This is a genomic window from Serratia sp. X3, from assembly GCF_014982455.1.
In the GTDB taxonomy this organism is placed as follows: Bacteria; Pseudomonadota; Gammaproteobacteria; order Enterobacterales; family Enterobacteriaceae; genus Serratia; species Serratia ureilytica.
Map to the genome: position 1 here is coordinate 267,769 of NZ_JADCNB010000003.1, position 24,941 is coordinate 292,709.

General features: G+C 61.2%; 22 protein-coding genes and 1 pseudogene. 14 read left to right on the forward strand and 9 right to left on the reverse strand.

The window, feature by feature from the left end; all coding sequences use genetic code 11:
• Positions 1-29: 29 nt before the first annotated feature.
• From IMX17_RS15475 to IMX17_RS15485, 3 genes are all read left to right on the forward strand, one after another.
• Positions 30-1,424, forward strand: coding sequence for a GntP family permease (locus IMX17_RS15475; protein WP_200900520.1), 1,395 nt, complete (start codon positions 30-32; stop codon positions 1,422-1,424).
• 12 nt (positions 1,425-1,436) lie between these two features.
• Complete coding sequence (locus IMX17_RS15480; RefSeq protein ID WP_193549956.1) at positions 1,437-2,207, forward strand: 3-hydroxybutyrate dehydrogenase; 771 nt, start codon at positions 1,437-1,439, stop codon at positions 2,205-2,207.
• A 371-nt stretch (positions 2,208-2,578) separates the two neighbouring features.
• The gene (locus IMX17_RS15485) at positions 2,579-3,715 is read left to right on the forward strand and encodes a porin (RefSeq protein ID WP_193549957.1); all 1,137 of its coding nucleotides are present in this window, start codon (positions 2,579-2,581) and stop codon (positions 3,713-3,715) included.
• Between the two features lie 36 nt (positions 3,716-3,751).
• On the opposite strand, the gene IMX17_RS15490 is transcribed toward IMX17_RS15485, so the two are convergent.
• A complete protein-coding gene (locus IMX17_RS15490) occupies positions 3,752-4,573 on the reverse strand; it encodes a helix-turn-helix transcriptional regulator (RefSeq protein ID WP_182265235.1) in 822 nt (273 codons plus the stop codon).
• Positions 4,574-4,693: 120 nt separating this feature from the next.
• Between IMX17_RS15490 and IMX17_RS15495 the strand changes: the two genes are divergently transcribed.
• The 3 genes and pseudogenes from IMX17_RS15495 to IMX17_RS15505 all read left to right on the forward strand — a co-directional run.
• Entirely contained in the window at positions 4,694-5,071 is a 378-nt protein-coding gene (locus tag IMX17_RS15495; protein ID WP_046898040.1) for a hypothetical protein, read from the forward strand.
• 10 nt (positions 5,072-5,081) lie between these two features.
• Positions 5,082-5,957, forward strand: a complete 876-nt coding sequence (locus IMX17_RS15500) for a helix-turn-helix domain-containing protein (RefSeq protein WP_182265236.1) — start codon at positions 5,082-5,084, stop codon at positions 5,955-5,957.
• 233 nt (positions 5,958-6,190) lie between these two features.
• A pseudogene (locus IMX17_RS15505) lies at positions 6,191-7,108 on the forward strand (L,D-transpeptidase family protein); the annotation flags it as partial.
• Positions 7,109-7,284: 176 nt separating this feature from the next.
• Here the strand turns inward: IMX17_RS15505 and IMX17_RS15510 are convergent.
• Positions 7,285-7,587 carry a hypothetical protein gene (locus tag IMX17_RS15510; protein ID WP_004933246.1) on the reverse strand — a complete coding sequence of 101 codons (303 nt, stop codon included), beginning with the start codon at positions 7,585-7,587 and terminating at the stop codon, positions 7,285-7,287.
• Positions 7,588-8,079: 492 nt separating this feature from the next.
• Here IMX17_RS15510 and IMX17_RS15515 point away from each other — a divergent pair, with 492 nt between their 5' ends.
• Genes IMX17_RS15515 through IMX17_RS15535 form a run of 5 tightly spaced genes read left to right on the forward strand, consistent with a single transcriptional unit; the run spans position 8,080 to position 13,458 of the window.
• Positions 8,080-8,487 carry a biopolymer transporter ExbD gene (locus tag IMX17_RS15515; RefSeq protein WP_021504179.1) on the forward strand — a complete coding sequence of 136 codons (408 nt, stop codon included), beginning with the start codon at positions 8,080-8,082 and terminating at the stop codon, positions 8,485-8,487.
• 1 nt (position 8,488) lies between these two features.
• On the forward strand, positions 8,489-9,235 hold the full coding sequence (locus IMX17_RS15520; protein WP_046898042.1) for an energy transducer TonB: 747 nt from the start codon (positions 8,489-8,491) through the stop codon (positions 9,233-9,235).
• A gap of 39 nt (positions 9,236-9,274) precedes the next feature.
• Positions 9,275-11,518 (forward strand): TonB-dependent receptor, encoded by a 2,244-nt coding sequence (locus IMX17_RS15525; RefSeq protein WP_182265237.1) that lies wholly within the window; start codon positions 9,275-9,277, stop codon positions 11,516-11,518.
• A 46-nt stretch (positions 11,519-11,564) separates the two neighbouring features.
• Entirely contained in the window at positions 11,565-12,215 is a 651-nt protein-coding gene (locus tag IMX17_RS15530; RefSeq protein WP_016929215.1) for a MotA/TolQ/ExbB proton channel family protein, read from the forward strand.
• Positions 12,208-13,458, forward strand: coding sequence for a phospholipase D-like domain-containing protein (locus tag IMX17_RS15535; protein ID WP_182265238.1), 1,251 nt, complete (start codon positions 12,208-12,210; stop codon positions 13,456-13,458). Before IMX17_RS15530 ends, IMX17_RS15535 begins: the two co-directional genes overlap by 8 nt.
• A gap of 34 nt (positions 13,459-13,492) precedes the next feature.
• Here the strand turns inward: IMX17_RS15535 and IMX17_RS15540 are convergent, their stop codons facing one another.
• From IMX17_RS15540 to IMX17_RS15555, 4 genes are all read right to left on the reverse strand, one after another.
• Entirely contained in the window at positions 13,493-14,602 is a 1,110-nt protein-coding gene (locus IMX17_RS15540) for a P1 family peptidase (protein ID WP_182265239.1), read from the reverse strand.
• 2 nt (positions 14,603-14,604) lie between these two features.
• A complete protein-coding gene (locus IMX17_RS15545) occupies positions 14,605-15,981 on the reverse strand; it encodes an APC family permease (RefSeq protein ID WP_046898046.1) in 1,377 nt (458 codons plus the stop codon).
• A 125-nt stretch (positions 15,982-16,106) separates the two neighbouring features.
• Positions 16,107-17,615 (reverse strand): CoA-acylating methylmalonate-semialdehyde dehydrogenase, encoded by a 1,509-nt coding sequence (locus tag IMX17_RS15550; RefSeq protein WP_182265240.1) that lies wholly within the window; start codon positions 17,613-17,615, stop codon positions 16,107-16,109.
• Positions 17,616-17,625: 10 nt separating this feature from the next.
• The gene (locus IMX17_RS15555) at positions 17,626-18,966 is read right to left on the reverse strand and encodes an aspartate aminotransferase family protein (RefSeq protein ID WP_042783621.1); all 1,341 of its coding nucleotides are present in this window, start codon (positions 18,964-18,966) and stop codon (positions 17,626-17,628) included.
• 135 nt (positions 18,967-19,101) lie between these two features.
• Here IMX17_RS15555 and IMX17_RS15560 point away from each other — a divergent pair, with 135 nt between their 5' ends.
• Positions 19,102-20,031 (forward strand): LysR family transcriptional regulator, encoded by a 930-nt coding sequence (locus tag IMX17_RS15560; RefSeq protein ID WP_046898049.1) that lies wholly within the window; start codon positions 19,102-19,104, stop codon positions 20,029-20,031.
• Between the two features lie 3 nt (positions 20,032-20,034).
• Here the strand turns inward: IMX17_RS15560 and IMX17_RS15565 are convergent, their stop codons facing one another.
• Together IMX17_RS15565 and IMX17_RS15570 are read right to left on the reverse strand one after the other, a co-directional pair.
• Positions 20,035-20,859, reverse strand: a complete 825-nt coding sequence (locus IMX17_RS15565; protein WP_182265241.1) for a nucleotidyl transferase AbiEii/AbiGii toxin family protein — start codon at positions 20,857-20,859, stop codon at positions 20,035-20,037.
• Entirely contained in the window at positions 20,813-21,835 is a 1,023-nt protein-coding gene (locus IMX17_RS15570) for a type IV toxin-antitoxin system AbiEi family antitoxin (protein ID WP_046898051.1), read from the reverse strand. Before IMX17_RS15570 ends, IMX17_RS15565 begins: the two co-directional genes overlap by 47 nt.
• 96 nt (positions 21,836-21,931) lie before the next feature.
• Here IMX17_RS15570 and IMX17_RS15575 point away from each other — a divergent pair, with 96 nt between their 5' ends.
• A complete protein-coding gene (locus tag IMX17_RS15575; protein WP_052759943.1) occupies positions 21,932-22,675 on the forward strand; it encodes a metallophosphoesterase in 744 nt (247 codons plus the stop codon).
• A gap of 138 nt (positions 22,676-22,813) precedes the next feature.
• Here IMX17_RS15575 and IMX17_RS15580 read toward each other — a convergent pair whose 3' ends face one another.
• Entirely contained in the window at positions 22,814-23,941 is a 1,128-nt protein-coding gene (locus tag IMX17_RS15580) for an iron-containing alcohol dehydrogenase (RefSeq protein WP_182265242.1), read from the reverse strand.
• Between the two features lie 229 nt (positions 23,942-24,170).
• Here IMX17_RS15580 and IMX17_RS15585 point away from each other — a divergent pair, with 229 nt between their 5' ends.
• A complete protein-coding gene (locus IMX17_RS15585) occupies positions 24,171-24,929 on the forward strand; it encodes a helix-turn-helix transcriptional regulator (protein WP_046898053.1) in 759 nt (252 codons plus the stop codon).
• Positions 24,930-24,941 lie beyond the last annotated feature (12 nt).

Below are 24,941 nucleotides of genomic sequence, written 5' to 3' on the forward strand. Positions count from 1 at the left end.
ACCTGACAATAACAACGATAGCGAGGTGCCTGATGAGCGTTTTGATTGCCCTGGCAGCACTGGGATTACTGATGCTGGCCGCCTACCGCGGCTACAGCGTGATTTTGTTCGCTCCGATCGCCGCGCTGGGCGCGGTGCTGTTGACCGACCCCGGCGCGGTGGCGCCGACCTTCACCGGGCTGTTTATGGAGAAGATGGTCGGCTTTGTGAAGCTCTACTTCCCGGTATTCCTGCTGGGGGCGGTATTCGGCAAGCTGATCGAGCTGTCCGGCTTCTCCCGTTCGATCGTCGCGGCGGCGATCCGCATTCTCGGCCGACGCCACGCCATTCCGGTGATCGTGCTGGTGTGCGCGCTGCTGACCTACGGCGGGGTGTCGCTGTTTGTAGTGGCGTTCGCGGTTTATCCGTTCGCCGCCGAGCTGTTCCGCCAGAGCGGCATCCCCAAGCGGCTGATCCCGGCCACCGTGGCGCTCGGCGCCTTCTCCTTCACCATGGACGCCTTGCCCGGCACGCCGCAGATCCAAAACATCATCCCGACCAGCTTCTTCGGCACCAACGCCTGGGCCGCGCCCTGGCTGGGGCTGATCGGCTCGCTGTTCATCATCGCGGTCGGTCTGCTGTATCTTGAACGCCAGCGGCGCAAGGCGCAGCTGAAGGGGGAGGGGTACGGCAGCGATCTGCTGAACGAGCCGGAAACCCCGGACGACATCAACCTGCCGAACCCGCTGATCGCCATCCTGCCGTTGATTCTGGTCGGGGTATTCAACCTTGCCTTCACCCATTGGATCCCGCAGTGGTACGGCGCCAGCCACGAGCTGACGCTGCCGGGGCTGGCCAAGCCCATCACCACCGATGTGGCGAAGATCACCGCCATTTGGGCGGTGGAAGCGGCGCTGGTGTCGGGGATTCTGCTGGTGGTGGCGTTCGGTTTTCGCAATATTCGCGGGCGGCTGGCGGAAGGCAGCAAGACGGCGGTCGGCGGCGCAATTCTGGCGGCGATGAACACCGCCTCCGAATACGGCTTCGGCGCGGTGATCGCCGCGCTGCCGGGCTTTTTGGTGCTGTCGCAGGCGCTGTCGGCGATCCCCAATCCGCTGCTGAACGAAGCGATCAGCGTCACCCTGCTGGCCGGCATCACCGGGTCGGCCTCCGGCGGCATGAGCATCGCGCTGGCGGCGATGGCCGATAACTTCGTGGCCGCCGCCCATGCCGCGCATATCCCGCTGGAGGTGCTGCACCGGGTGGCCTCGATGGCCAGCGGCGGCATGGACACCTTGCCGCACAACGGTGCGGTGATCACCCTGCTGGCCATCACCGGCCTCAGCCACCGGCAGGCCTATGGCGGCATCTTCGCCATCACCCTGATCAAGAGCGCCGCGGTGCTGTTTGTGATCGGCGTGTTCTACCTGACCGGCATTGTTTAAAGGAGCGATACCATGAGTGTACAAGGCAAAACCGCGCTGGTGACCGGCTCGACCAGCGGCATCGGCCTCGGAATAGCGTCGGTGTTGGCCGCCGCCGGCGCGCGCGTGATCCTCAACGGCTTTGGCGATGTGGAACCGGCGAAAGCGCAGGTTGCCCGGCAGGGCGCCACGCCGGGGTATCACGGCGCCGATCTCGGCGATGCGGCCCAGATAGCGGACATGATGCACTATGCCGAGCGCGAGTTCGGCGGCGTGGACATTCTGGTGAACAACGCCGGTATTCAGCACGTGGCGCCGCTGGATCAGTTCCCGGTAGAGAAATGGAACGCGATCCTCGCCATCAATCTGTCGGCGGTGTTCCACACCTGCCGGTTGGCGCTACCGGGCATGCGCGAACGCCACTGGGGGCGCATCATCAACGTGGCGTCGGTGCACGGGCTGGTGGCGTCGAAAGACAAGTCGGCTTATGTGGCGGCCAAGCACGGCGTGGTGGGGCTGACCAAGACGCTGGCGCTGGAAACCGCCCGCACGCCCGTCACCTGCAACGCCATCTGCCCCGGCTGGGTGCTGACGCCGCTGGTGCAGCAGCAGATCGACAAGCGCATTGCCGCCGGCATCGATCCGCAGCGGGCGCGCGATGAGCTGCTGGCGGAGAAGCAGCCGTCGCAAGCGTTCGTCACGCCGGAGCAGCTCGGCGAACTGGCGCTGTTCCTGTGCAGCGACGCGGCGGCGCAGGTGCGCGGCGCCGCCTGGAACATGGACGGCGGTTGGCTGGCGCAGTAGTGAGGGCATTTCCCCGGAGCGCGCAACGCGCTCCGTCGTTATTTCCCGCCTTTAATTAATTCCATCGCGTGACGGTTTACCTGCGGCAATAATATTTATTTGTTATTTGCTATCTTTATTCCCGGATAATCACGCCGGGTTATTTTGGGTAAAAGATGCGGATTGGTTTATTTCGTGCTGCGGTTATTACATTATTTTTCTCCGTGTTACAGGTGAACACGTTTCTGCTGAAAATAAATCCAACCCGAAATAATGGCAGATTATGACGTGAATTTTTATATCTTGCGTGCGCTGTTCACATCGGGTAATTATTTCCGCGTGGCTTAAGACCACCGCGTTTATAACAATAATTTTTTCGGGCAGGGGTAATAATGAGAAAGAATACAACGCCAATATTCATTGGCGGCGTCTTGCTGTCGGCGTTTTCCGCCGGGGCACAGGCCGAGATCACCATTCTGGATAAAAACCCGCAGAGCAATGTGTTGCTGGCGCCGCTCAGTTTAAAGGTGGGCGGCAGCATTCGCCCCGAGTGGATCTTCAATAACGGCCCGGAGCCGGGTTACTACAAAAACGGTCACGACGGCGGCACGCGTTTTCGCTTCAGCGGCGACTATGCGCTGACGCAGGACACCTCGATCATCGGCTATTACGAGTGGGGCGTCGATCTGGCGCACGCGCTCAGCTGGGACGGGCACTACAATGAGGACGGCAAACGCGACTATCAGCGCCAGCTGTACGCCGGTTTCAAGGACGATCGTTACGGCACTCTGACCTATGGCCACCAGTACGGCATCTATTATTCCGTGGTCGGCATCAAAAGCGACGTCTGGGATAACGACGGCCACGCGGGCGGCACCGGCATCGGTATTTCCGGCGATTATGACGGCGGCAATAAACCGAAAAACAGCATCAAATACACCAATGATTTCGGGCCGGTCACGCTGTACGCCAACTATTTATTGCCGGAAGACGATCTGCACACCGCGGATAACCTGATTTACCGCCGCAAGGGCGGTGGCGGGCTGGGCTTCGATTATAAGGTGACGAAGGATTTCACCTTCAGCGCCGCCTACAGTTATACCGACGCGAAGATCAAAGATAATCTGTACAACGAAAAGGATTATCACCAGCAGCTGTCCGGCACCGCGTTGACCTGGCAGCCGAACAACTGGTACATCGTCGGCACCGCCAGCTACTACAAAGATTATGTGCCGAGCACCCGCCAGCGCACGCTGTCGCACTTCTTCGCCGGTGACGGCTACGGGCTGGAAGGCTTCGTCGGTTACACCTTCAATATCGATAAGCCGTTCCTCAAATCCGTTCAGCCTTACGTCGCGGCGGACTCGCTGCGGCTGAAAGGAGACGAGGCGTATCACGCCAACCACGTCTACCTCGGCGCGGGCACCACCATCGGCTACGGTCTGTCGGTGTATATGGAGCGCACGCTGGCCAACAGCAGCGACAACGAGCCGGATTCCACCTGGATAACGGTGTTCTACGACTTCTGATCCGCCTCTTGCCGGGCCGGCGCGGGCGCCGGCCGTTCACATGCTGATCGCGCCGCCCGGAGATTGCCCGGCGGCGTTGCGTTCCGCCAGGTAGCGCGCCGGCGGTTTGCCCACCGCCTTTCTGAACATGGTGACGAAGCCGCTGGCGCTTTCGTAACCCAGATCCAGCGCCACCGTCTGTACGCTCTCGCCCTGCGTCAAGCGCTGCAGCGCCAGCATCACGTGCAGCTGACGCCGCCAGTGGCCGAAGCTCATGCCCATCTGCTGTTGCAGCGTGCGGCTAAGGGAGCGCTCGCTCATGCCGATGCGCTGCGCCCACTGGCCGAGGGTGGATTTGTCCGCCGGGCAGCTCAGCATGCCTTCGGTCAACTGGCGGATGCGCGCGTCGTCGGATACCGGCAGATGCAGATTCTCGATCGGCGCGGCCACCAGCTGATCCAGTAACACCGCCGTCAGGCGCCCTTCGGCGCCCTGTTCGTCGTAGAGCGGTTCGAAGGTGGTGGCCTGGAGCAGCAGTTCGCGCAGCAGCGGCGAGACCGACAGCGTGCAGCAACTCTGCGGCAAGCCGGCGACGACGTGTTGATCGACGAACAGGCAGTAAGCCTCGCTCGAGCCGGCGCCCTGGGCGTTGTGCAACATGTTGCCCGGCATCCACAGCGCGCACTGCGGCGGCACCAGCCACAGGCCGTTTTCCACTTCGCAGCGGATCATGCCGCGCACGGTATAGATCAGCTGCGCCTTTTGATGACGGTGCGGCTCGACTTCCCAGTCCTGCTCGATGGTGGAACTCTGCACGGCGAACAGCGGGCGCGGCACCTGATCGATATCGAGATTGCGGCGAGGGATCTGGACTTTCATGAGAACAATTCTCAATTTGGCGTAATTGAAAAGTATTATGTCCTGATTGCGCAATGTGGTCTAGCGCCGGTGCCGATAAAGTAAGCGCCAGTCCTAAACCCTTTCGCGAGGAAACTGATTATGTCACTCGATACCGCCGATTTTCCGCTGGTGTGGATGCGCCGAAACGGGCGCGATACCCAGGCCGAGCTGGCCGAATTCAGCGCGCTGTTGGCGCGCGCCGAGCCTTTTGTCCTGATGACCGATCGCAGCGTCGGCGATGAAGGAGAAGAACATGACCGCGATGCTCGCACTCAGGTGGCGCTGTGGAAGCGCGATAACCGCGCGGCGCTGAAGCGGTGGGCGAAAGGCATGGTCATGCTGGAACCGGACGACGCCAAACGCGCGGCGGCGGAAGCATTCGCCGAATACGGCGCCAAATTCTGGGGCTATCCGATACTGGTGGCCGCCGATGAAGCCGCAGGGCGGGTATTGGCGCAAACGTTATTGTTAAAATAAGGGGAACACCATGCACCAGCAACAGGTGATTGAACAGCTGCTGGCCTGGATCGAGCAGAGCCTGGATCAGCCGCTGACGCTGGACGACATTGCCGCCAGGTCCGGCTACTCCAAGTGGCATTTGCAGCGGATGTTCAAGCAGCATACCGGCCATATTCTCGGCACCTACGCGCGCCGCAGAAGGCTGACCGCCGCCGCGCGTGAACTGCGCCTGACCGGCACCAGCGTGGCCTGCATCGCCGATACTTACCAGTTCGATTCGCAGCAGACCTTCACCCGCTGCTTCCGCAAGCAGTTCGGTCTGCCGCCGGCCAGCTATCGTCGCAGCCAGGATTGGTCGAGCTATGGCCTGCAGCCGCCGCTGCGCCTGACCGAAGCGCCATTGCCGCAGGCCGATATCGTGACGCTGCCCGCCATGCAGTTGGTGGGCAACACGCAACGTCGCAGCTTTACGCTGGGGCAGTTGGCGGCTTCCAAATGCGAGCTGCGTCGCCATGCCTGGCGGCAACTGCTGCGGCCGCAGACGCTGCCCGAAGTGATGTATGGCCTTACCAGCCTGGAGGTCGACCGGCAGCGTCGGGGCTGCCCGCGCATGGCGTATACCGCCGCTTTGCCGGACGAAGGGGCGGTGGGGGAACGGGTGACCATCGAACAGGGGGAATACGCCCGTTTCACCTATCAGGGGCAGGCGGAAGGGTTACAAAACTTTATTGTCCGGCTGTATGACACCGCCATGCCGCTGATGAACGCCATCCGCCGGCCGGGGCAGGATATCGAGCGGTTCTACCCGGCGCAGGAGGGCAGTTGCCCGCTTGGCGGCGCGGCGATCCGCTGTGAATATCTGATCCCCATTCGGCGGGCGGAGGCGTTGGCCGCCGCCAGTTAGGCGGCGGTTCTCGCAGAAAATCGCCTTCGTGGCGCGTCAGGTTACAAAAAATTGCGATATTACATCGGTAATGGTTCACACTTTGATTGATGTGCACATATAATGCGCATCCGGTCAAATCCCCCCTGGTTTTTCAGGCCGCAGCGCCGTTGGCTGCCGGCTGAAATTCAACGGGGCAAAGTGGCCGTAGAAACCAATACCCATAATCGCCAGTGGCCTTGACCAACACGAAGATGAAAATGAGCATTCGCGCGTTATTAACCCTGTTTACGGCACTGGTTGCATTCAGCCAGGCTGCCTTCGCCGTCGTCTACCCGCTGCCGCCAAAAGACAGCCGTTTGGTGGGCGAAAATATCCAAATCACCGTACCGGAAGACAGCAAACTGCCGCTGGAGAGCTTCGCCGCCCAGTATCAGATGGGGCTGAGCAACATGCTGGAGGCCAACCCGGGCGTGGATCCGTTCCTGCCGAAGGCCGGCAGCACCCTGACCATCCCGCAACAGCTGATCCTGCCGGACGCGCCGCGTGAAGGCATCATCATCAACAGCGCCGAAATGCGTCTGTACTACTACCCGAAAGGTTCCAACACCGTGGTGGTGCTACCGATCGGCATCGGCCAGCTGGGTAAAGACACCCCGCTGAACTGGACCACCACCGTGCAGCGCAAGAAAGACGGCCCAACCTGGACGCCGACCGCCAAAATGCGCGCCGAATACGCGGCTGACGGCGAGATCCTGCCTGCGGTGTTCCCGGCCGGCCCGGATAACCCGATGGGGCTGTATGCGCTGTATGTCGGCCGTCTGTATGCCATTCACGGCACCAACGCCAACTTCGGCATCGGCCTGCGCGTGAGCCACGGCTGCGTGCGCCTGCGCGCCGACGACATCAAGTACCTGTTCCAGAACGTGCCGGTCGGCACCCGCGTGCAGTTCATCAACGAACCGATGAAGGCCACCGTCGAACCGGACGGCTCGCGCTACGTGGAAGTGCACAACCCGCTGTCGGCCAACGAAGAGCAGCTGCAATCCAAGGATCCGGTGCCGCTGACCATTTCCGCGCCGGTCGGCAAAGTGCTGATGGACGCCGGCGTCAACCAGAGCGAAGTGGACGCGGCGATCAAGGCCCGTTCCGGCATGCCGGTGAAAGTGAACTGATTGCCCAGAGCTTCAGTGAACGCGATAAAAAAGACGCCTGCGGGCGTCTTTTTTTATGAACCGAAGTGCTGTCAGGATATTTGCGCCGGGCGCGTCTGCGGGATTAACGGTTTTTTTATTCCCCGCGCGTCAGAAATAAAATAGCCGCCGCGCCGGCGGCCATTTTATTTCTATTACAGGCTGCCGCCGACCGAGGTCGAGGTGGAGCCGATCGTCTCGCGGAAATGTTTCGCGTAGTCGGCCACTTCCTGCTGCGTATGCGTCAGGCCATAAAGACCCAGCCCCACACCGCCTGCAACGCCGCCGATGATGGTGCCGACCAATTGGCCGACCGCGCCGGCAATAAAGCCGCCTGCGCCTGCGGATTTGCCTGCGATCAGCGCGCCGGTCATGGCGCCGTCCAACAGCCCATCCCAGGCCGCGTTCAGATCGCCACCGCTAACGTACTGTTCTTCATATTGACTAAGTACTTTCATATACAATCCTTATAAATAAAAGGGTGACTTAGTGGGTTTAATTAAATTCTAAAATAACGCTGTAGCGCTATTTCACTTTAAAAATATAACAGCTGATATTTGATTGGCAATATTCTATTCAATGACGGGTATTATTTGGTTAAATATAGGTGCATTCATTTTTGACGAGTGTTTTAAAGAGGGGGATTGGGAATGTTCTTGGGAAAAATAGCAGATATCGCTGGAAGGTGAGAGGCAAAGCCGCCGCCGGTGGGCGCAGCTTGTCACTATTTTCACATTTATTGTCTCGTCATCCGCACGGCGTTAGGCCCACATTGCAATTATTCCGATAAAAACTATCGCTAATTAATGGGTTATATAGCCCTTGCCGTCGTCAGTCATTGAAAAAATTCTCGCAAAAAATCCGCACTGTGAAAATAAGATCACACAAGCGTAACAAAAGGTAAACAAACCCCTCCTATATTGGCTGCTTCGCTTTTGTGAGGGAGTGTCATGCGTAACTGGAACGAACCGAAAAAGAACAAAGCGCACATCGAACTGATCCCGATGATCGACGTGATGATGTTTTTATTGGTGTTTTTCGTCTTGATCAGCCTGAACGTCATTCCGGCGCTCGGGTTGAAAACGCAGCTGCCGTCCGCCGGCAGCGCGCAACAGCTGAAACCGCAGAAGAAAGCGATTATCACGCTGGGGGCCGACGAACAGCTGCAGCTGGATGGCCAGCCGATCGCGCTCGACGCGTTGGTCACGACGCTCAAGCAACAGCAGCAGGCCAACCAGACCACCACCATCATCGTCAACAGCGACAAAGGCGTGGCGGTCGAGCGGCTGGTGGCGGTCATGGATAACCTGCGCCAGGGCGGTTTCTTCTCCGTCTCCATCGCGACACGGAAGCTGTGACATGTATCTGCTCTATCGCTCACGTCATCTTTTCAGCTGGTTGCCGGCGCTGATTGTCGCCGGCTGCCTGCTATTCGCCAGCCAGCAGGCGGCGCTGAAGATCCAGCCGCGCTACGACGAAACCGCCATCGAACTGGCGCTGGTGGAGCCTGAACCGGCGCCTGAACCTCAACCGCAAACGCCGCCGGACCCCCAGCCCGAACCGCCGCCGCCCGAGCCGGAGCCGATCCCCGAACCGGTGGTGCCGGCGCCGGAACCGATCGTGGAAGCCAAGCCGGTGCCGAAACCGCAACCGAAGCCCAAACCCAAGCCGGTGAAAGAGAAAGCCAAACCGGTGGAAAAGCCTAAACCGACGCCGGCGCCCGCCGCGCCGCGCACGCCGGTCAGTAAACCGGCGGCGCAACCCGCACCGGCCGCCCCGGCGGCGCCGAAGGTGAATGCGCAGGCGATTGAAAACGGCTATCTGCTGGCCTTGCGCCGCGAACTGGAACAGCGCAAGCGCTACCCGACCGGCCGTCAGGCCTCCCTCGAGCGCCCGCAGGGCAACGTCGAGGTATGGCTGGAGGTCGATCGCAGCGGGCGGGTGGTCTCTTCCGGCATCGCCAACAAAGCCGCCAGCATGCTGCTGAATCGCGCGGCGATGAGCAGCCTGCAAAGCATCAGTTCAGTGAAGCCATTCCCGAGCGACGCGTTCGCCGGGCAAACAACCAAAAGATTTACCGCGACGTTCAATTATCAGGCGCCTTAGCGCAAGGGTTAATCGTTTGATTTTTAAGGGATGCACACCATGAAATCGTTCAATCGTTCTGGGATCTATCTGGCGGTGATGTCGGCGATGCTGCCGGGCGCCGCGCTGGCGGCCGACGCCACCGATGTCGGCACCATCAGCGTCAAGGGGCAGTCGCTCGGCGGCGGCATGATGGTGCAGGACGACAGCGCCAAAGCGCGCTCCACCGTCACCAAAGAGGCGATGGATAAAATGCCGTCGGCGGCCAACGCCATCGACAAGCTGAAGTTCACGCCGGGCCTCAACGTCAACAGCAATGACGCCAGCGGCCTGAGCGGCGTGGACTACACCATGCGCGGCATGAACTCGGATCAGATCGGCCTGTCGATGGACGGCATCCCGATCAACGACTCCGGCAACTACGCGGTCTACCCGAACCTGCTGGGCGATGCGGAGAACCTGGAGGAGGTGTTCGTCACCCAGGGCTCCTCCGAAGCGGACGGCCCGCACATCGGCTCCAGCGGCGGCAACATCGGTCTGGTGACGCGCCGCCCGGCGAAAGACTTCGGCGGTTTCGTCAAGCAAACGCTGGGCAGCAACAGCCTGAGCAAAACCTTCGCCCGCCTGGACACCGGCGAGTACAACGGCTTCAGCAACTGGCTCTCCTATTCGCACACCGAGGCGAAGAAGTGGCGCGGCGAGGGGCGGCTGTACTCCGACAAGTTCGAGATGAACTCGCTGTATGAAGACGGCAACGGCAACAGCAGCAATCTGGTGATGAAGTACAACCGCCAAAACAACACCAACTACAACACCCTGAGCAAGGCGCAGTTCCAAAACGACGGCCGCGACACCGACTATGCCACCACGCCGGAGTACAACAGCCGCGGACAGTTGAACAAGTATTACAAGCTTGAGCGCAACCCGTTCGAGAACTTCACGCTGTCGTTCACCCAGAAGCTGCAGCTGCGTGACAACCTGTCGCTGACCCTGCAACCGTATTACTACTGGGGCAACGGCGGCAGCTTCAACGGCCAGACCGCGTCGGTATTGTCCAGCACGTCGGACAGGGCAGGGCAATACGATCTCAGCAACCTGAAATCCAACACCTACTACCGCCCGTCGTGGACGCAGACCTGGCGGCCGGGCATCACCACCAAGCTGAAGTGGGACATCAACGATCAGCACAGTCTGGATATCGGTTACTGGTATGAGCGCGCGCGCCAGCTGCAGACCCAGCCGTTCATCAGCATCAAGGGCGACGGCAACCCGTCGCAGATTTGGGGGCCGCCGGGCGGTTCCGATCAGGTGAAGGACGCCAACGGCAACACCGTTCAGGGGCGCAACCAGTACACCATCACCCCGGCGCAGAAGGTGTGGCTGCAGGATACCTGGTTCGCCACGCCGGACTGGACCTTCGTCGGCGGCCTGGCCTATCAGTACGTGGAACGTAAAGGGGACAATCGCGGCAGCCTGTACAACGCGCCGGAGAAACGCAAAGCCACCTATCACGAATTCCTGCCGAACTTCAGCGCCAGCTATAAGGTGAATCAGGAAAACCAGGTGTTCTACAACCTGACGCGCAACATGCGCACGCCGCCGAACTATGTGCTGTACAACGTCGGCGATTCGCTAAGCACCAAGCCGGAGCTGAGCTGGAACCACGAGCTGGGCTGGCGCTTCCAACAGGAAGACATGCTGCTGAGCGCCACGCTGTTCTACATGCGCTACAGCGACCGCCAGATCTCCACCACCAACGCGGCCGGCGACTACGAGATGATGAACATCGGCAACGTGGAGAACAAAGGGCTGGAGCTGGAGTGGAGCGGCCAACTGCCGCATAACTTCAACTACTACACCTCCTATACCTATACCCAATCGAAGCAGAAGAGCGACATCGTCAGCAACGGCGGGTTGCCGCTGCCGACCTCCGGCAAAGAGGTGCCGAACGTGCCGAAAAACCTGCTGAACATGACGCTGGGTTATGACGACGGCCTGTACTACGGCAGCGTCAGCGGCAAGTACGTCAGCGCGTTCTATGGCGATCTGACCAACGACGAGAAGATCGGCGGGCGCACGGTGTTCGATCTGGCGGCGGGGGTGCATCTGCCGGTGGACAAGAAAATCGTCAAAAGCGCCGCGCTGCGTTTTGGCATCAGCAACCTGTTTGACAAGGAATACCTGACCTCGGTGCGCACCACCACCTTCAACGCGGCGCCCTACGGCGGCGTGAAGGCCAGCACCCCGTATTACAACGTCGGCGAAGAACGCACCTTCAGCGTCTCGCTGGAAGCCACCTTTTAACTGAATGCCCCGCCGTCTGCCCGGCGGCGGGGAAGAGGAACCCTGTATGGACGCCAATCTGTTGCACGACATTATTTTCTACGTGATGTACGCCGCGCTGGCGATCGCGCTGGTGATCATCATCGAACGCACGCTGTACTTCGCCTACACCCAGCGTCAGGCGCGCCGGCTGGAGCAGGCGCTGACGCCGGAGGTGCGCCGAGCGGCCGATCTGCCCGACGCGCTGACGCAGCGCAACAGCCTGCCGATGGCGGTGATCGCGCCGGTGCTGGCGCAGAAACACCGCGCCGGCGACCGTGAGGCGATCGGCGATCTGATCGACGCCCAGTATCTGCTGAGCAAGCCGCCGATGGCGCGCGGCCTGTGGCTGCTGGAAACCGTGGTCACCGCTGCGCCGTTGCTGGGGCTGCTGGGCACGGTGATGGGGATCATCGAAACCTTCAAGGCGCTGGCCGCCTCGGGGGTGTCCGAGCCGAGTCTGGTGTCGGCCGGGATGGGCACCGCGCTGTACGCCACTGGTCTCGGTATCGCCATCGCGCTGCTGTGCCTGGTGGCCAACAACTTCCTGCAGAGCCGCATGGAGCGCATCAACGAACTGCTGAAGGTGCTGCTGATCCGCGCCGGTCAACCGGCCAGCCGTCCGGAGAGCGGCAGCGGCGAACAATGGGTTGACAGCGGAGCGCCGCGCTATGCCTAATGGCCATCCAGTACGGCGGCCGAGAGGCCGCCTTTATACGGCATTGTGGAGCGGTTGTTTGTTGATGTTGAGCCAGAGCGCTGCGGCGCGTTTTGCGATTCCCGGTTACGAGCTGGTGTACACCGCGCCGGTGGAAACCGCGCTGCAGGCCGACGACCTGCGCAACACCGCCGAGGTATGGCGCGAGATGTTCGACGCGGCGAAAACCCGCATCGATCTGGGGCAGTTCTACGTGGCGAATCAGGACGGTTCGCTGCTGGACGGCGTGCTGCAGCACCTGAAGGCGGCCGGTGAGCGCGGGGTAAAAATCCGCTTTTTGCTGGAAGAGAAGGGCATTCGCCTCTCCACCGCCGAGACGCTGGAACAGCTGAAGGCGATCCCCCATCTGGAGCTGCGCATCATCCCATACCAGAAGCTGAGCGGCGGCATTCTGCATGCCAAGTATCTGCTGGTGGACGGCGAGCAGGCGTTCGTCGGCAGCCAGAACTTCGACTGGCGCGCGCTGGAGCATATTCACGAAACCGGGCTGCGCATCAGCGACGCCAGGGTGGTGGGGCAGATCCAGGCGATCTTCGAACAGGACTGGCGGGCGCAGGCGCTGCTGGCGCAGGATAAGCCGGTGCCGACGCTGCCCAATACGCCGCCGACGGCGCAGCCGCAGGGCAACTATCTGGTGGCCAGCCCGCGCGCCTACAACCCGGCGGGCGTGCTCGATTCGCAGGCCGAGCTGCCGCGTCTGCTGGCTGACGCCAAGCGGCGGGTGCGGGTGCAGGTAATGGATTACGCGCCGCTGTCGTTTGGCCCGGAGCGCAGTCGCCCCTTCTATGCGGTGATCGACAACGCGCTGCGCGGCGCGGCGGCGCGCGGCGTGCAGATCGAGTTGATGGTAGCCAACTGGAACACCAAAAAGCCGGATATCGCCTGGCTGAAGAGCCTGGCGCTGGTGCCGAACGTGCAGATCAAGGTGGTGACCATTCCGCCGGCCAGCAGCGGCTTCATCCCGTTTGCCCGGGTGATCCACAGCAAGCTGATGACCATCGACGATGAGATTGCCTGGGTGGGCACCAGCAACTGGACCGGCGGCTATCTGGACAACTCGCGCAATCTGGAGCTGGTGCTGCACAGCGCGGCGATGAGCGGGCGGTTGGACAGGCTGTACCAACAGCTGTGGGACAGCGTCTACGCCGAGCCGTTGAAGCTGGATTACGATTACCCGACGCCCAAACCGGGCGGCGAATCCTGACGGTCAGGGCGCGTTAACCCGCGCCCCGCGTTGTTTACCGCCGCCAGCCGGCCTTCTCCAGCGCCGTCACCAGCTGTTCGGCGCTCAACCCTTCCGCCCGATGGCCGTTGCCGCTGACGGTATTGGCCGCCAGCAGCGCATTGACGATCGCCTCTTCCACCGCTTCCGCCGCTGCGGCGAACAGCGCCGAAATGTAGTCGTTGTTCACCATGCGCAGCGGTGTGGTGAAAGCGCCTTTATTGGCGTAGTCGGCGGGCGGCAGGCCGTCGTTGCCGGTAGCGAAGGCGATAAAGATATCGCCGCTCGAATCCTCGGTACCGCCGCCGGTGCGGGCGATGCCGATGCTGGCGCGCTGCGCCAGCCGCGCGCACTGGTGCGGCAGCAGCGGCGCGTCGGTGGCCAGCGCCACCACGATGGAGCCCATGCCGGGATGCGGCAACTGCGGCGTGAACGGCGAGGGGATATGCCCCAGGTGGCGGCCCACCGGATAACCGCCCACCAGCAGCGACTCGCGTTTGCCGTGGTTGGCCTGCACGATGGCGCCCACCGTCCAGCCGCCTTGATCGGCGGGCAAGCGGCGCGATGCGGTGCCGCTGCCGCCCTTGAACTCATGACAGATCATGCCGCTGCCGCCGCCGACCGCGCCTTCCTGCGGCAAGCCGCCTCGGGCCGCCTGCTGCGCCTGGCGTACGTGCTCGGCCTTGACGTGAAAGCCGTTGATGTCGTTGAGCAGGCCATCGAAGGTTTCCATCACCACCGGCATATTCCAGTACACCGCGTTGTCGCTCGCGGGCAGCGTTTCACGCTCCAGCGCGATCAGCGCATCGCGCACGACCCCCACGCTGTGGGTGTTGGTGAAGGCGATCGGGCTGGTCAACAGGCCCGCTTCTCGCACCCATTCCAGGCCGGTGGCGTCGCCGTTGCCGTTCAGCACGTGCACGCCGGCGAAGCAGGGCGCGTGGCGAGCGGAGCCGGGGCGCGGTTCGATCACCGTCACGCCGGTGCGCACGCTGCGCCCGTCCGCCAAATCGGCATGAAGGCTGGCATGGCCGACGCGCACGCCGGGCACGTCGGTGATGGCGTTCAGCGGGCCGGGCGTGCCCTGGCCGATGGTGATGCCCAGATCCTGAGCGCGCTGCGTCATGGTTATTCTCCTTCTATTGAGGGGGTGGCGAGGGGCGCCGTCTGGCGGCCGCGCAAGTGGTTCAGCGCCAGCCCGAAGCCGATGATGCCGGCAATGATAATAAAGTCTTTCAGGCTGCTGGCGATCAAAATCGTCCACAGCACGTACAGGCAGCACAGCAGCGCCGCCGCCACCGGCAGCGGCCACAGCGGCATCAGGTACGGGTGATGGAAATGGCGGCGACGGCGGCTGATCAGCGCCGCCACCGCCATGATGATGTACACCAGCAGCAGCAGGATCACGGTGAATGAGGTCAGCGATTCGAGGTCGGAGCAAAACGCCAGCAGCGCCGAGGGGACGCCGAACAGCAGGGTGGCGATCCAGGGGGTGCCGAAGCGCGGGTGGATGATTTTCAGCGCGCGGTTGAACGTCGGCAGCCAGAAGCCGTCGCGCCCGCTGGCGAACATCATGCGGCTGAACTGCGCCACGATGGCGATGATGGCGTTGAATACCGACAGATAAATCGCGCCGCTCACCACCCGCGCCAGCGTCGGGCCGCCGAGCTGGGTGACCACATAACCGACCGGGTCGGCCTGTTTGGCCATCTCCGCCAGCGACGGCGAGCCGATCAGCAGGGCGGTGAACGGCACCAGTTCCACCAGCACCACGATGACCAGCGTCAGCATGATCGCGACCGCCATCGGTTTGCCCTGCTCGCGCATATCTTCCGCCATGTACACCGCCGCGCCGTAGCCGTTGTAGGAGAACAGCGCGACCCCGACCATGGCGACGATCAGCGGCAGCGAAACCGGCGCCAGGCTGCCCTGCGCGTCCAGCATCACCGGCGCGGTGAGGATCTCCGCGCTTTGATGCGGATGGCTGAAACCGAGCCAGGCGATCAGCGCCAGCACCGCCACTTCCACCACCAGAAAGGCGCCGGTCAGCAGGGCGTTGGCCTTGATGTTGAAAATGGCGCAGGCGCCGCCGATCAGCACGGTGATCATGCCGGCGGTGGAGGCGTCGAATGAGGTGCCCAGCGCGGTATTCAGATAGGGCACGGCGCCGGTGGCCAGCACCGCCGGCACGAACAGCGCGGCGCTGAGAATAAACAGATAGGTCTGCAACCCGCACAGGGTGCCGAACAGGCGTTTGATGATGCTGTATTCGCCGCCGGCGCTGGGGTGCGCGGCGCCGAGCTCGGCATAGCACAGCGCGATGGTGGCGGCGACGCAGGCGGCGATCAGAAACGACAGAAAGGCGCCGCTGCCGGCGCTGGCGATCGCCAGCGGCGCGATGACGAAGATCGAGCTGGCGGGCGTCACGCCGGAAGCGGTAATCATCACCACGTCGAGGACGCTGAGATTGCCTTTGAAAGTGTGTTCAGGGGCGGACTCTTGCATGGTTAACGACTCCATTAACGTGTGAGTGAGTAATTGTTTTGCTGCACAGGCTGTACGCAGAAATCAAATGGAGCGCGCGAAATGCCGGGGAGCTTTGCTCCCCGGAAGTTTATTGTTCTTATGTGTTACCCCTGCCCCGACGGGAAGCTGAAGCTGGCGCGGCGGGCATCGCCGGAAGCCGGCCAGCGCTGGGTCACGGTCTTGCGTTTGGTGTAGAACCTGACCGCGTCCGGGCCGTAGGCGTGCAGATCGCCGAACAGCGAGCGCTTCCAGCCGCCGAACGAGTGGTAGGCCACCGGCACCGGCAGCGCCACGTTGATCCCCACCATGCCGACCTGAATGCGGCTGGAGAAGTAGCGCGCCGCTTCGCCGTCGCGGGTGAACAGGCAGGTGCCGTTGCCGTATTCGTGGGCGTCGATCAAGGCCATCGCCTCCGGCAGCGACGCCGCGCGCACCACGCCGAGCACCGGGCCGAAGATCTCCTCCTGATAGATGCGCATGTCGGGCGTCACGTGGTCGAACAGCGTCGGGCCGAGGAAGTACCCCTGGCTGGGGCGGCCGTCGGCGTCTGTCACGCTCAGCTCGCGGCCATCCACCAGCAGCTCGGCGCCTTCGGCCACGCCCTGATCGATATAGCCTTTCACCTTCTGATAATGCTGTTGAGTCACCAGCGGCCCCATGTCGTTGCGGTTGTCGCTGCCGGGGCCGACGCGCATGGCGGCCATCTGTTGCCGCAGCCCGGCGATCAGCGCGTCGGCGGTGCCGTCGCCCACCGCGACCACCAGCGGGATGGCCATGCAGCGCTGGCCGCAGGAGCCGAACGCCGCGCCCATCAGCGCGCCGACCGCACCGGGGATATCGGCGTCCGGCAGCACCACCGCGTGGTTTTTGGCGCCGCCCAGCGCCTGCACCCGTTTGTTCTGGCCGCAGCCGGTGTGATAGATGTGTTCCGCGACCGGCGTCGAACCGACGAAGCTTATCGCCTTCACGCGTCCGTCATGCAGCAGCGTCTCCACCGCTTCGCGATCGCCGTTGACCACGTTGAGCACGCCCGGCGGCAGCCCGGCCTCCGCCGCCAGCCGCGCGATATACAGCGCGGCGGAAGGGACGCGCTCGGAAGGTTTCAGCACGAAGGTATTGCCGCAGGCGACCGCCATCGGCCACATCCACAGCGGCACCATCGCCGGGAAGTTGAACGGGGTGATGCCCGCTACCACCCCGAGCGGTTGAAACTCGCTCCAGCTGTCGATGCCCGGGCCCGCCTCTTTGCTGTGTTCGCCTTTCAGCAGTTCCGGCACATAGCCGGCGTATTCGATATTCTCGATGCCGCGCTGCAGTTCGCCCAGGGCGTCGCTGAGCACTTTGCCGTGCTCGGCGGTGATCAATTGGCAGATGGCGTCGGCGTGCTGCTCCAGCAGATCCTTGAGCTTCATCATGATGCGCGCGCGCTTCAGCGGCGGCGTGTCGCGCCAGGCGGGGTAAGCCTGCTCGGCGGCGGCGATGGCGCGCTCCACCGTGGCGCGATCGGCCAGCAGCACCTCCTGCGCCGATTGGCCGGTGGCCGGGTCGTAAACCGGCTGGCTGCGTTCGCCGGCGGCGGCGGGTTCGCCGTTGATCCAATGGGTAATGGTCATGGTTCGCTCCTTATTCGGTGGCGTTGAGGGCATCGCCGACGGCGTTGATCAGCGCATCGATCTGCGCTTCGCTGCTGATGAACGGCGGCGCCAGTTGCAGGGTGTCGCCGCCGTAGCGCACGTAAAACCCGCTTTCCCAGCAGCGCATCGCCGCTTCAAAGGGCCGCCGCGCCGGTTCGCCGGGCCGCGCCGCCAGCGTGATGCCGGCCGCCAGGCCGATATTGCGAATGTCGGCGACGTGTTTGGCCCCCTGCAGGCTGTGCACTGCGCGCTCGAAGTAGGGCGCCAGCGCCTGTACGCGCTCCACCATCTGTTCGCGCTGCAGGATGTCCAGCGTCGCCAGCGCCACCGCGCAGCTGACCGGGTGGGCTGAGTAGGTGTAGCCGTGCGGGAATTCGAGCTGGTAGTCCGGCTCGCCGCCGTTCATGAAGGTTTGGTAGATCTCCGGCCGCACCACCACGGCGCCCATCGGCTGCGCGCCGTTGGTCACCTGTTTGGCGATGTTCATGATGTCCGGCGTGACGCCGAACGCCTCGGCGCCGGTCATCGCGCCGCAGCGGCCGAAGGCGGTGATCACTTCGTCGAAGATCAGCAGAATGTCATGCTGGGTACAGATCTCGCGCAGGCGCTGCAGATAGCCGACCGGCGGCACGATCACCCCGGCGGAGCCGGAGAACGGTTCGACGATCACCGCGGCGATCGTCGAGGCGTCGCGCAGCGCGATGATGCGGTTGAGCTCTTCCGCCAGCTCCGCCCCCTGTTGCGGCATGCCGCGCGAAAAGGCGTTGCCGGCCAGCAGGGTGTGCGGCAGATGGTCCGCCTCGGCGCCGGCGCCGAACGTCTTGCGGTTGCCGGCGATGCCGCCGACCGAGATGCCGCCGAAGTTAACGCCGTGGTAGCCCTTTTCCCGGCCGATAAAGCAGGTTTTGCCCGCCTGGCCTTTGGCGCGCCAGTAAGCGCGCGCCATTTTCAGCGAGGTGTCCGCCGCTTCCGAGCCGGAGCCGGTGAAGAACACGTAATCCAGCCCCGCCGGCGTCAGCGCCTTGATTTTGTTGGCCAGCTCGAACGACAGCGGGTGGCCGAACTGAAACGCCGGCGAGTAATCCAGCGTCGCCAACTGGCGCTGGGCGGCGTCGGTGATTTCCTGCCGACCGTGCCCCAATCCGCAGCACCACAATCCGGACAGGCCATCGAAAATCTTTCTGCCGTCGTGGCTGGTGTAATACGCCCCTGCGGCCTGAGTAATGATGCGCGGCTGCGCTTTAAAATTGCGGTTGCCGGTAAAAGGCATCCAATGGGCTTCTAACCCTTCGGCATCGAGACGATTAAGCGAATAATTTTCAGCGGCCATGTTTTCCTCCGGGCAGGAAAATAAGTGCGATTAATTAAATAAAATGAGTTGTTAACGAATTGTTGTACGAAATTGACTATGTACCGCTTGTTCTCTACTGTGAATAATCATATGTCGAAACTTACTTAAGGTTTTATGCAAGTAAAAAAGCGCGCGTTGCTGGGACAATTGTCGGATATGGATCTGCGTTTGCTGCGGGTATTCAAGGCCGTGGTCGACTGCGGCGGCATGAGCGCCGCCGAACTGGAGCTGAATATCAGCCTGTCGACCATCAGCAAGCACATCAAGGATCTGGAGCAGCGGCTGGGCCTGACGCTGTGCCAGCGCGGGCGCGAGGGCTTTGCGGTCACCGACGAGGGGCTGATTATCTACCAGGAAACCGTCAACCTGCTGGCGGCCACCGAGGCCTTCCGGCGCGGGGTGGACGAGGTGCACCAGCGCATGGGCGGGCAGCTGCACGTGGCGATATTCGACCATACGGTCAGCAATCCGCAGGCGCAGATCGGCCGGGCGATCGCGTTATTCAGCGAGCGCGCGCCGGAGGTTTCTTTGCAAATGTACGTGGAGCCGATTAATACCATTGAACGTGGCGTTATTGACGGGCAATTTCAGGTTGGTGTTATTCCCATGCACCGCAGCGCGGAAAGTTTATCTTATCATTCGTTATTCAGTGAGAGGATGTTCTTATATTGCGGCGCGCAGCATGAATTATTTTCCGCCAGTCATGAAACATTAAATTGGGATCTGCTGCACAATTATGCCTTCGCCGGATTGGGCTACCATTCGCCGAATATGGAACTGAGCCTGCAGCAACATTTGCATCGCAAGGCGACGGGATTTGCGCAGGAATCGATAGCGACGTTAATTCTGTCCGGCAAATACGTCGGCTTTTTGCCGGATCATTACGCGGCGTTTTTTGTGGCGCAGAACCTGATGCGGGCGATCAAACCGGCGCTGTTCCGCTATCACTGCGAATATTCCAGCGTGCTGCGCCGCTCGCCGGTGCCGCAACGGGTGGTGAAGCTGTTCCATGAGTGCCTGCTGGCGGCCCACGGAATGGAATGAGGATTACTCCCTGAACGCGATGCCACGCCAAAAATCCTCGACCAGTTGTTCAATGCGCTCTGGGGTTTCCCGGGTATTTTGCGAGACAATCGCATCGACAATTTTATGGCTTTGCAGCGACAATAATTGAGCGGCAGTAATGCCGTGTGAACTTTGTTGCAGAAGTGCGGCAATATCGAGACCAAGCAGAAATGCACCCATTCTCTCCGGATCCGCGTCCAGGTCATCCTCTTCAAGCGGGGCGTCCCAAATGCGTTCTTCTTCAATGTTGCCATATTCGCTAATGATGGTGAAAAGGTCGATGGCGTCCTTCCCGTTCCCATGTCCGCGAGCTTGCCAGGCGAAAATTTTTAGCATGGCTAACCCCGGTAAAGAGCAAAACGGCAGTTCGGCACCGTTAAACAGGCGCACGACGACCGTATGCTCAAAGGCTTCCCGGAAGCCGTCGACATTCATGACTATCGCTCGGTCGGGAGGCCAGGCGATTTTATTCTCTTCCGCTACGCCGCCGAAAGGAATGATATCCAGGTGGTTTTCCGCCCAGATAAAATGGTGCGGGTTGCCTTTTGTGGTTGTTGCACCTTCGACGATGAAAGCCGCCTGCAGTTCCGTAAACGACGGCCAATCATCGACAAAGATGGCGATATCAATGTCACTGGTCCTGCGTCCAGGCTTTCGGCCATGGATATGATGTATCAGCACTTCGCGTGCCGTTGCGCCCGCAACGAAAAAAGCCACATTTTGCTGCGCGCAAACGGTGGCAATTTTCGTGAGCAGCTTTTCAGTCTCTGAAGAGAGCGCTGTCTGTAAGACCAAGGTACTTGTCATTTATCATCCTGGCGACTTCGAGATTACGGCTATCTCGGCTGGCGAGTAATTCAGCGATGCTGAGCATGGCCTGAGAACGTAGAGAGAGTTTCAGCGTCTCACCCCAGAATGCACCGGTCATTTGCAGGCTGCCATGTTGCTGAGGATGCATACCCAGCTCCTTTCTACGCTGCTGCAATGGGGTATGGGTAAACAGCATCAGGGTTTCGGGATAAAGATAACCTTCGGTTAGCAGCGCCGCGGCCGCTTCTCCTCCCCAAATCTCGCTTGGCTTCAACGTCAGGTCTTGCCAGTTTGTTGGCGCTACCAGATTGAGCCTTTTTAACTTTGGCCGGATCATGACGGCATATTCACGAAGCCAAAGTGCCGTTAGCGATTCAGGTGACAGTAATCTGCGTCCGCCTTTCGATTTGCGGTAATAACGCTGACTTTCCAGATACTCGAACGCCTTACTGACCATGCCCAGCGATATGCCGGCAGCGGCGGAGAGTTCACGATAGGTTGCATTGATCGCCTGTTCGTCGTTTAACAACACCAGCAGCAGTTTTAGTGTTCCTTCACTGATTCTGGCTGCACTATTATCACTATTAGTGAGGGATTTAACCGGCTTTTTGCCGGAAATACGCAGAAACAGCCCTTTAGTTACGATGCTGGCATTACCGGCGGCATCAATGAAATTGAGGCGCAGTTCTTCACAAATCTCGGCTTGAGCGGCGGTCAGGTGAGGGCAGATGAGCAGGCGTTGATCTGTTGCATTGTCGTGCCATGCTTTTTTCAGCAGAAAGAGATTTTCTTTCCGGTGAATCGATTTTATCTCTATCTTGAAGTCAAAGGTTTGATCGCGTCCGACAGTCAGGGTTGCCAGACCGTCGTAGTCCTCGTTGTTCGAAGAGCGTTTCACCGTCAGGCGCAGGTTGGTCGGCAAATTTTCGCTTACTGCGGTCAAAAGCGCATCTTCGGTTCCTGGTTTAGACATTTGTTCATGCTCTCCTTTTGTTCATGAGTCGTGAACAAAATAATATTATGAACAAAAGAGGTGTGCTGCAAGTGATTACTCGACAGGTGAGGAAGGATGATTACCGAATTGGCCAAGAATGAACAGGGGCGAGATTTTGCCGTTGGCGATCTGCACGGCTGCCTGGATGAGTTACGTGTGCTGCTTGAGCATGTCGGGTTCGACACACGCCGTGATCGTCTGGTCGCCGTGGGTGACTTAATCGATCGTGGTACGAACAGTTTGGGGTGTCTGACATTACTTGAGCAGCCCTGGTTTTTTTCTGTGTTGGGCAATCATGAGAAAGTGCTGCTTGATTATAGGCAAGCGACCGAGAGCCAGCGGCAAAGTGAGATCGCGCAGAGATGGAAGATGATGGGCGGAGATTGGTTTTTTGAACTGGACGATGCGATGCGGTACCGCTGCCAGCAGCTCGCCATGATGCTCCCTTGGGTGATTAAACTCACCGTCGCTCAAGTCGATTATTGCGTGATTCATGCTGAGGTGCCTCCTGAAATAGATTGCCTCGAAACGTTCCTTACAGGGTTGAAATCTGGAGACCCGGTGAGTACGCATAGCTGTCTTTTTGGGCGCCGGCGTAACCGTGCCAAATACGATGGGCCAATAATGGATGTCGGTTATGTACTGTGCGGGCATACGCCAGGTGAAGGCGCGCGCCAATTGGGCAATATGTGCAACCTGGATTATGGTGCGTTTGATATCGCCAACCATGGGGCGCTTTGCCTGCTCGAACTGGGAACACACCGCCGCTATTTGTTGAGAAAAGACGGTATTGTCGAGCAGGCATTTGATGCTGCTTAAAGTCGCTTACTGTTCTTTCTTCTTGCCGAAGATTCTGATCAGCGCGCCGACCAGGATGCCGACCGCGATGCCGGCGAAGATCCAGCCGATGATGCCCATTTCCTTAACTCCTGCTAGTGCGTTGATCTGATTATATAATCATTCGACGCGAAACGCCTCTTCGATCATCCGTTGCCGCTGCGCCGGCGCATAGTCGATCCAGGAATTCTTGCTGTTGGATTTCTCCAGCGCCACCGCCAATTCCTGGCCGGAAATCGGCAAATCGTCCTGCCAGAACGGCGCGATGGCGTGGCGGGTGATGAAATCGGTCAGGTAGCTCTCCGGGCTGCCCTGCCAGTGCGGGTACAGTCTGGCGGCCAGCTCGGCCATCAGCGCGCGCTGCTGCGGCTGTTCGCTGCTTTCCAATAGGGCGAGGAACGGCAGCAGCAGGCGACCGCAGACCTGCCCGTGGTGGTAGTCGCGCAGCGCGCCGATCTCGCCGGCGATGCCGTGAATGACCCCCAGCCCGGCGGCGCTCAGCGTCAGTCCGCCGAGGTAGGAAGCTTGCATAATCGCTTCGCGCGCCGCGTCGCTGCGGTTAAGCGCCGGCCAGGCGGCGAGGAAGTGGCGGATGCCGCTCAGCGACATATCGCGCGTCATGGTGCCGGCGGTTTTCGACAGATAGGCCTCGAACAGGTGGGTGAAGGCGTCGATGGCGCAGTAGGCCAGCACCTTGTCCGGGGCGCCCGCCAGCAGCTGCGGATCGAGAATGGCGGTGTGCGGTACGAAGTTGTTATGGCGCAGCGAGGCTTTCACCTTGCTGACCTGGGTATCGGTGATCACCGCGTTCTGCGTCACCTCGCTGCCGGTGCCGGCGGTGGTGGGAATGGCGATCAGCGGCAGGGTGGCGCCGCTGATTTTGCTGTCGCCCACCTTTTCCATATAGCGCAGCGTTGGCAGCGGGTGCTCAACCAGCGCGGAGAACGCTTTGGCGGCGTCCAGCACGCTGCCGCCGCCGATGGCCACCACGCGCCGCGCCTGGCCGCGCCAGCGCGCCACCCAGGCGTCGATTTCCTGCGGCGACGCCTCATGGCTGACGATTTCGGTGCCGATGAACAGCGGTGCCAGCGCTTCGCGCAGGCCGGCGTACACCGGGCCGTTGAGAAAAGAGCGGCAGCTGAACAGCAGCGTCGGCTGCGGGTCGGCAAGCAGCAGCGGCGGCAGCTGCTGGATGCTGCCGTGGCCGAACCAGGTCTGGCGGTTGGCGATGATGTGGCTGACGGACATGAGGTCTCCTTGACGGCGTTGCGGGGCGCGATGCCACAGCATAAGCCAGCGGGCGCGGAGCGGCCACCGCTTTCCCCGCCGCGGCAACCTGTGAGTTGTTTAACATGTAAACGATCGCGTTCTTGCATTTCGGCGCTGCGGATGCTTTTTTTAACAGTACTGGCCGTCGTGCGGCCAACCCCATCCGAAATCGGTAGATTGTTAATGTGTTAATAATGGCGAGGCGGGTATGGAAATTCAGGTTGAACGCTTGTCTGCGGTGATCGATGCGGTGGCCAGCCCACGCTTTTATCCCAGCCTGTTGAACTGGCTGGAAGGGTTTTTCGCCTTCGACAACGCCATCGTCTATGCCTTCGAACGCGGCCGGCCGCCGCGCTGCCTGATTAAAACCGAGCGCGAAAACAGCGACGCGGTCAATCAGCTCTACCAGCAGGGCGCCTACCTGCAGGATCCGTTTTACCGCGCGCTGAACGACGGCGGCGAAGGCGAGGTGCTCACGCTGCGCCAGCTGGCACCCTGCGGGTTTTATCACAGCGACTATTACCGTAATTTTTATCGCAAGACCGGCTGGCACGACGAGGCCGGCGTGCTGCTGCAGCTGACGCCGGAGCGCGGGCTGGGCGTCTTTTTCGGTTCGGCGCGCCGCACGGTGGCGGTGCGCTACCCGCAGCGGGCGGATCTGCGCAGCGCGTTGACGCTGGTGAAAAGCGTGGCGCGGCTGCACGGCGAAGTGGTGGCGGCGCCGGCCGAGGCCGCGACGGTGAACGATGACGGCGCTCAGGCGCGCTATCTGCTGACGCCGCGCGAGCGCGAGATTGTCGATCTGATCCTCGCCGGCTGCGGTTCGCAGCAGATCGCCGACCGGCTGTTCATCAGCCTCGGCACGGTAAAAAACCACCGCAAGAACATCTACGGCAAGCTGAACATCGGTTCGCAGGCCGAACTGTTCAGCCTGCTGCTGGCCGCCCCGCAGCGGCGCAGCGCGTGAATGTTAATTTTT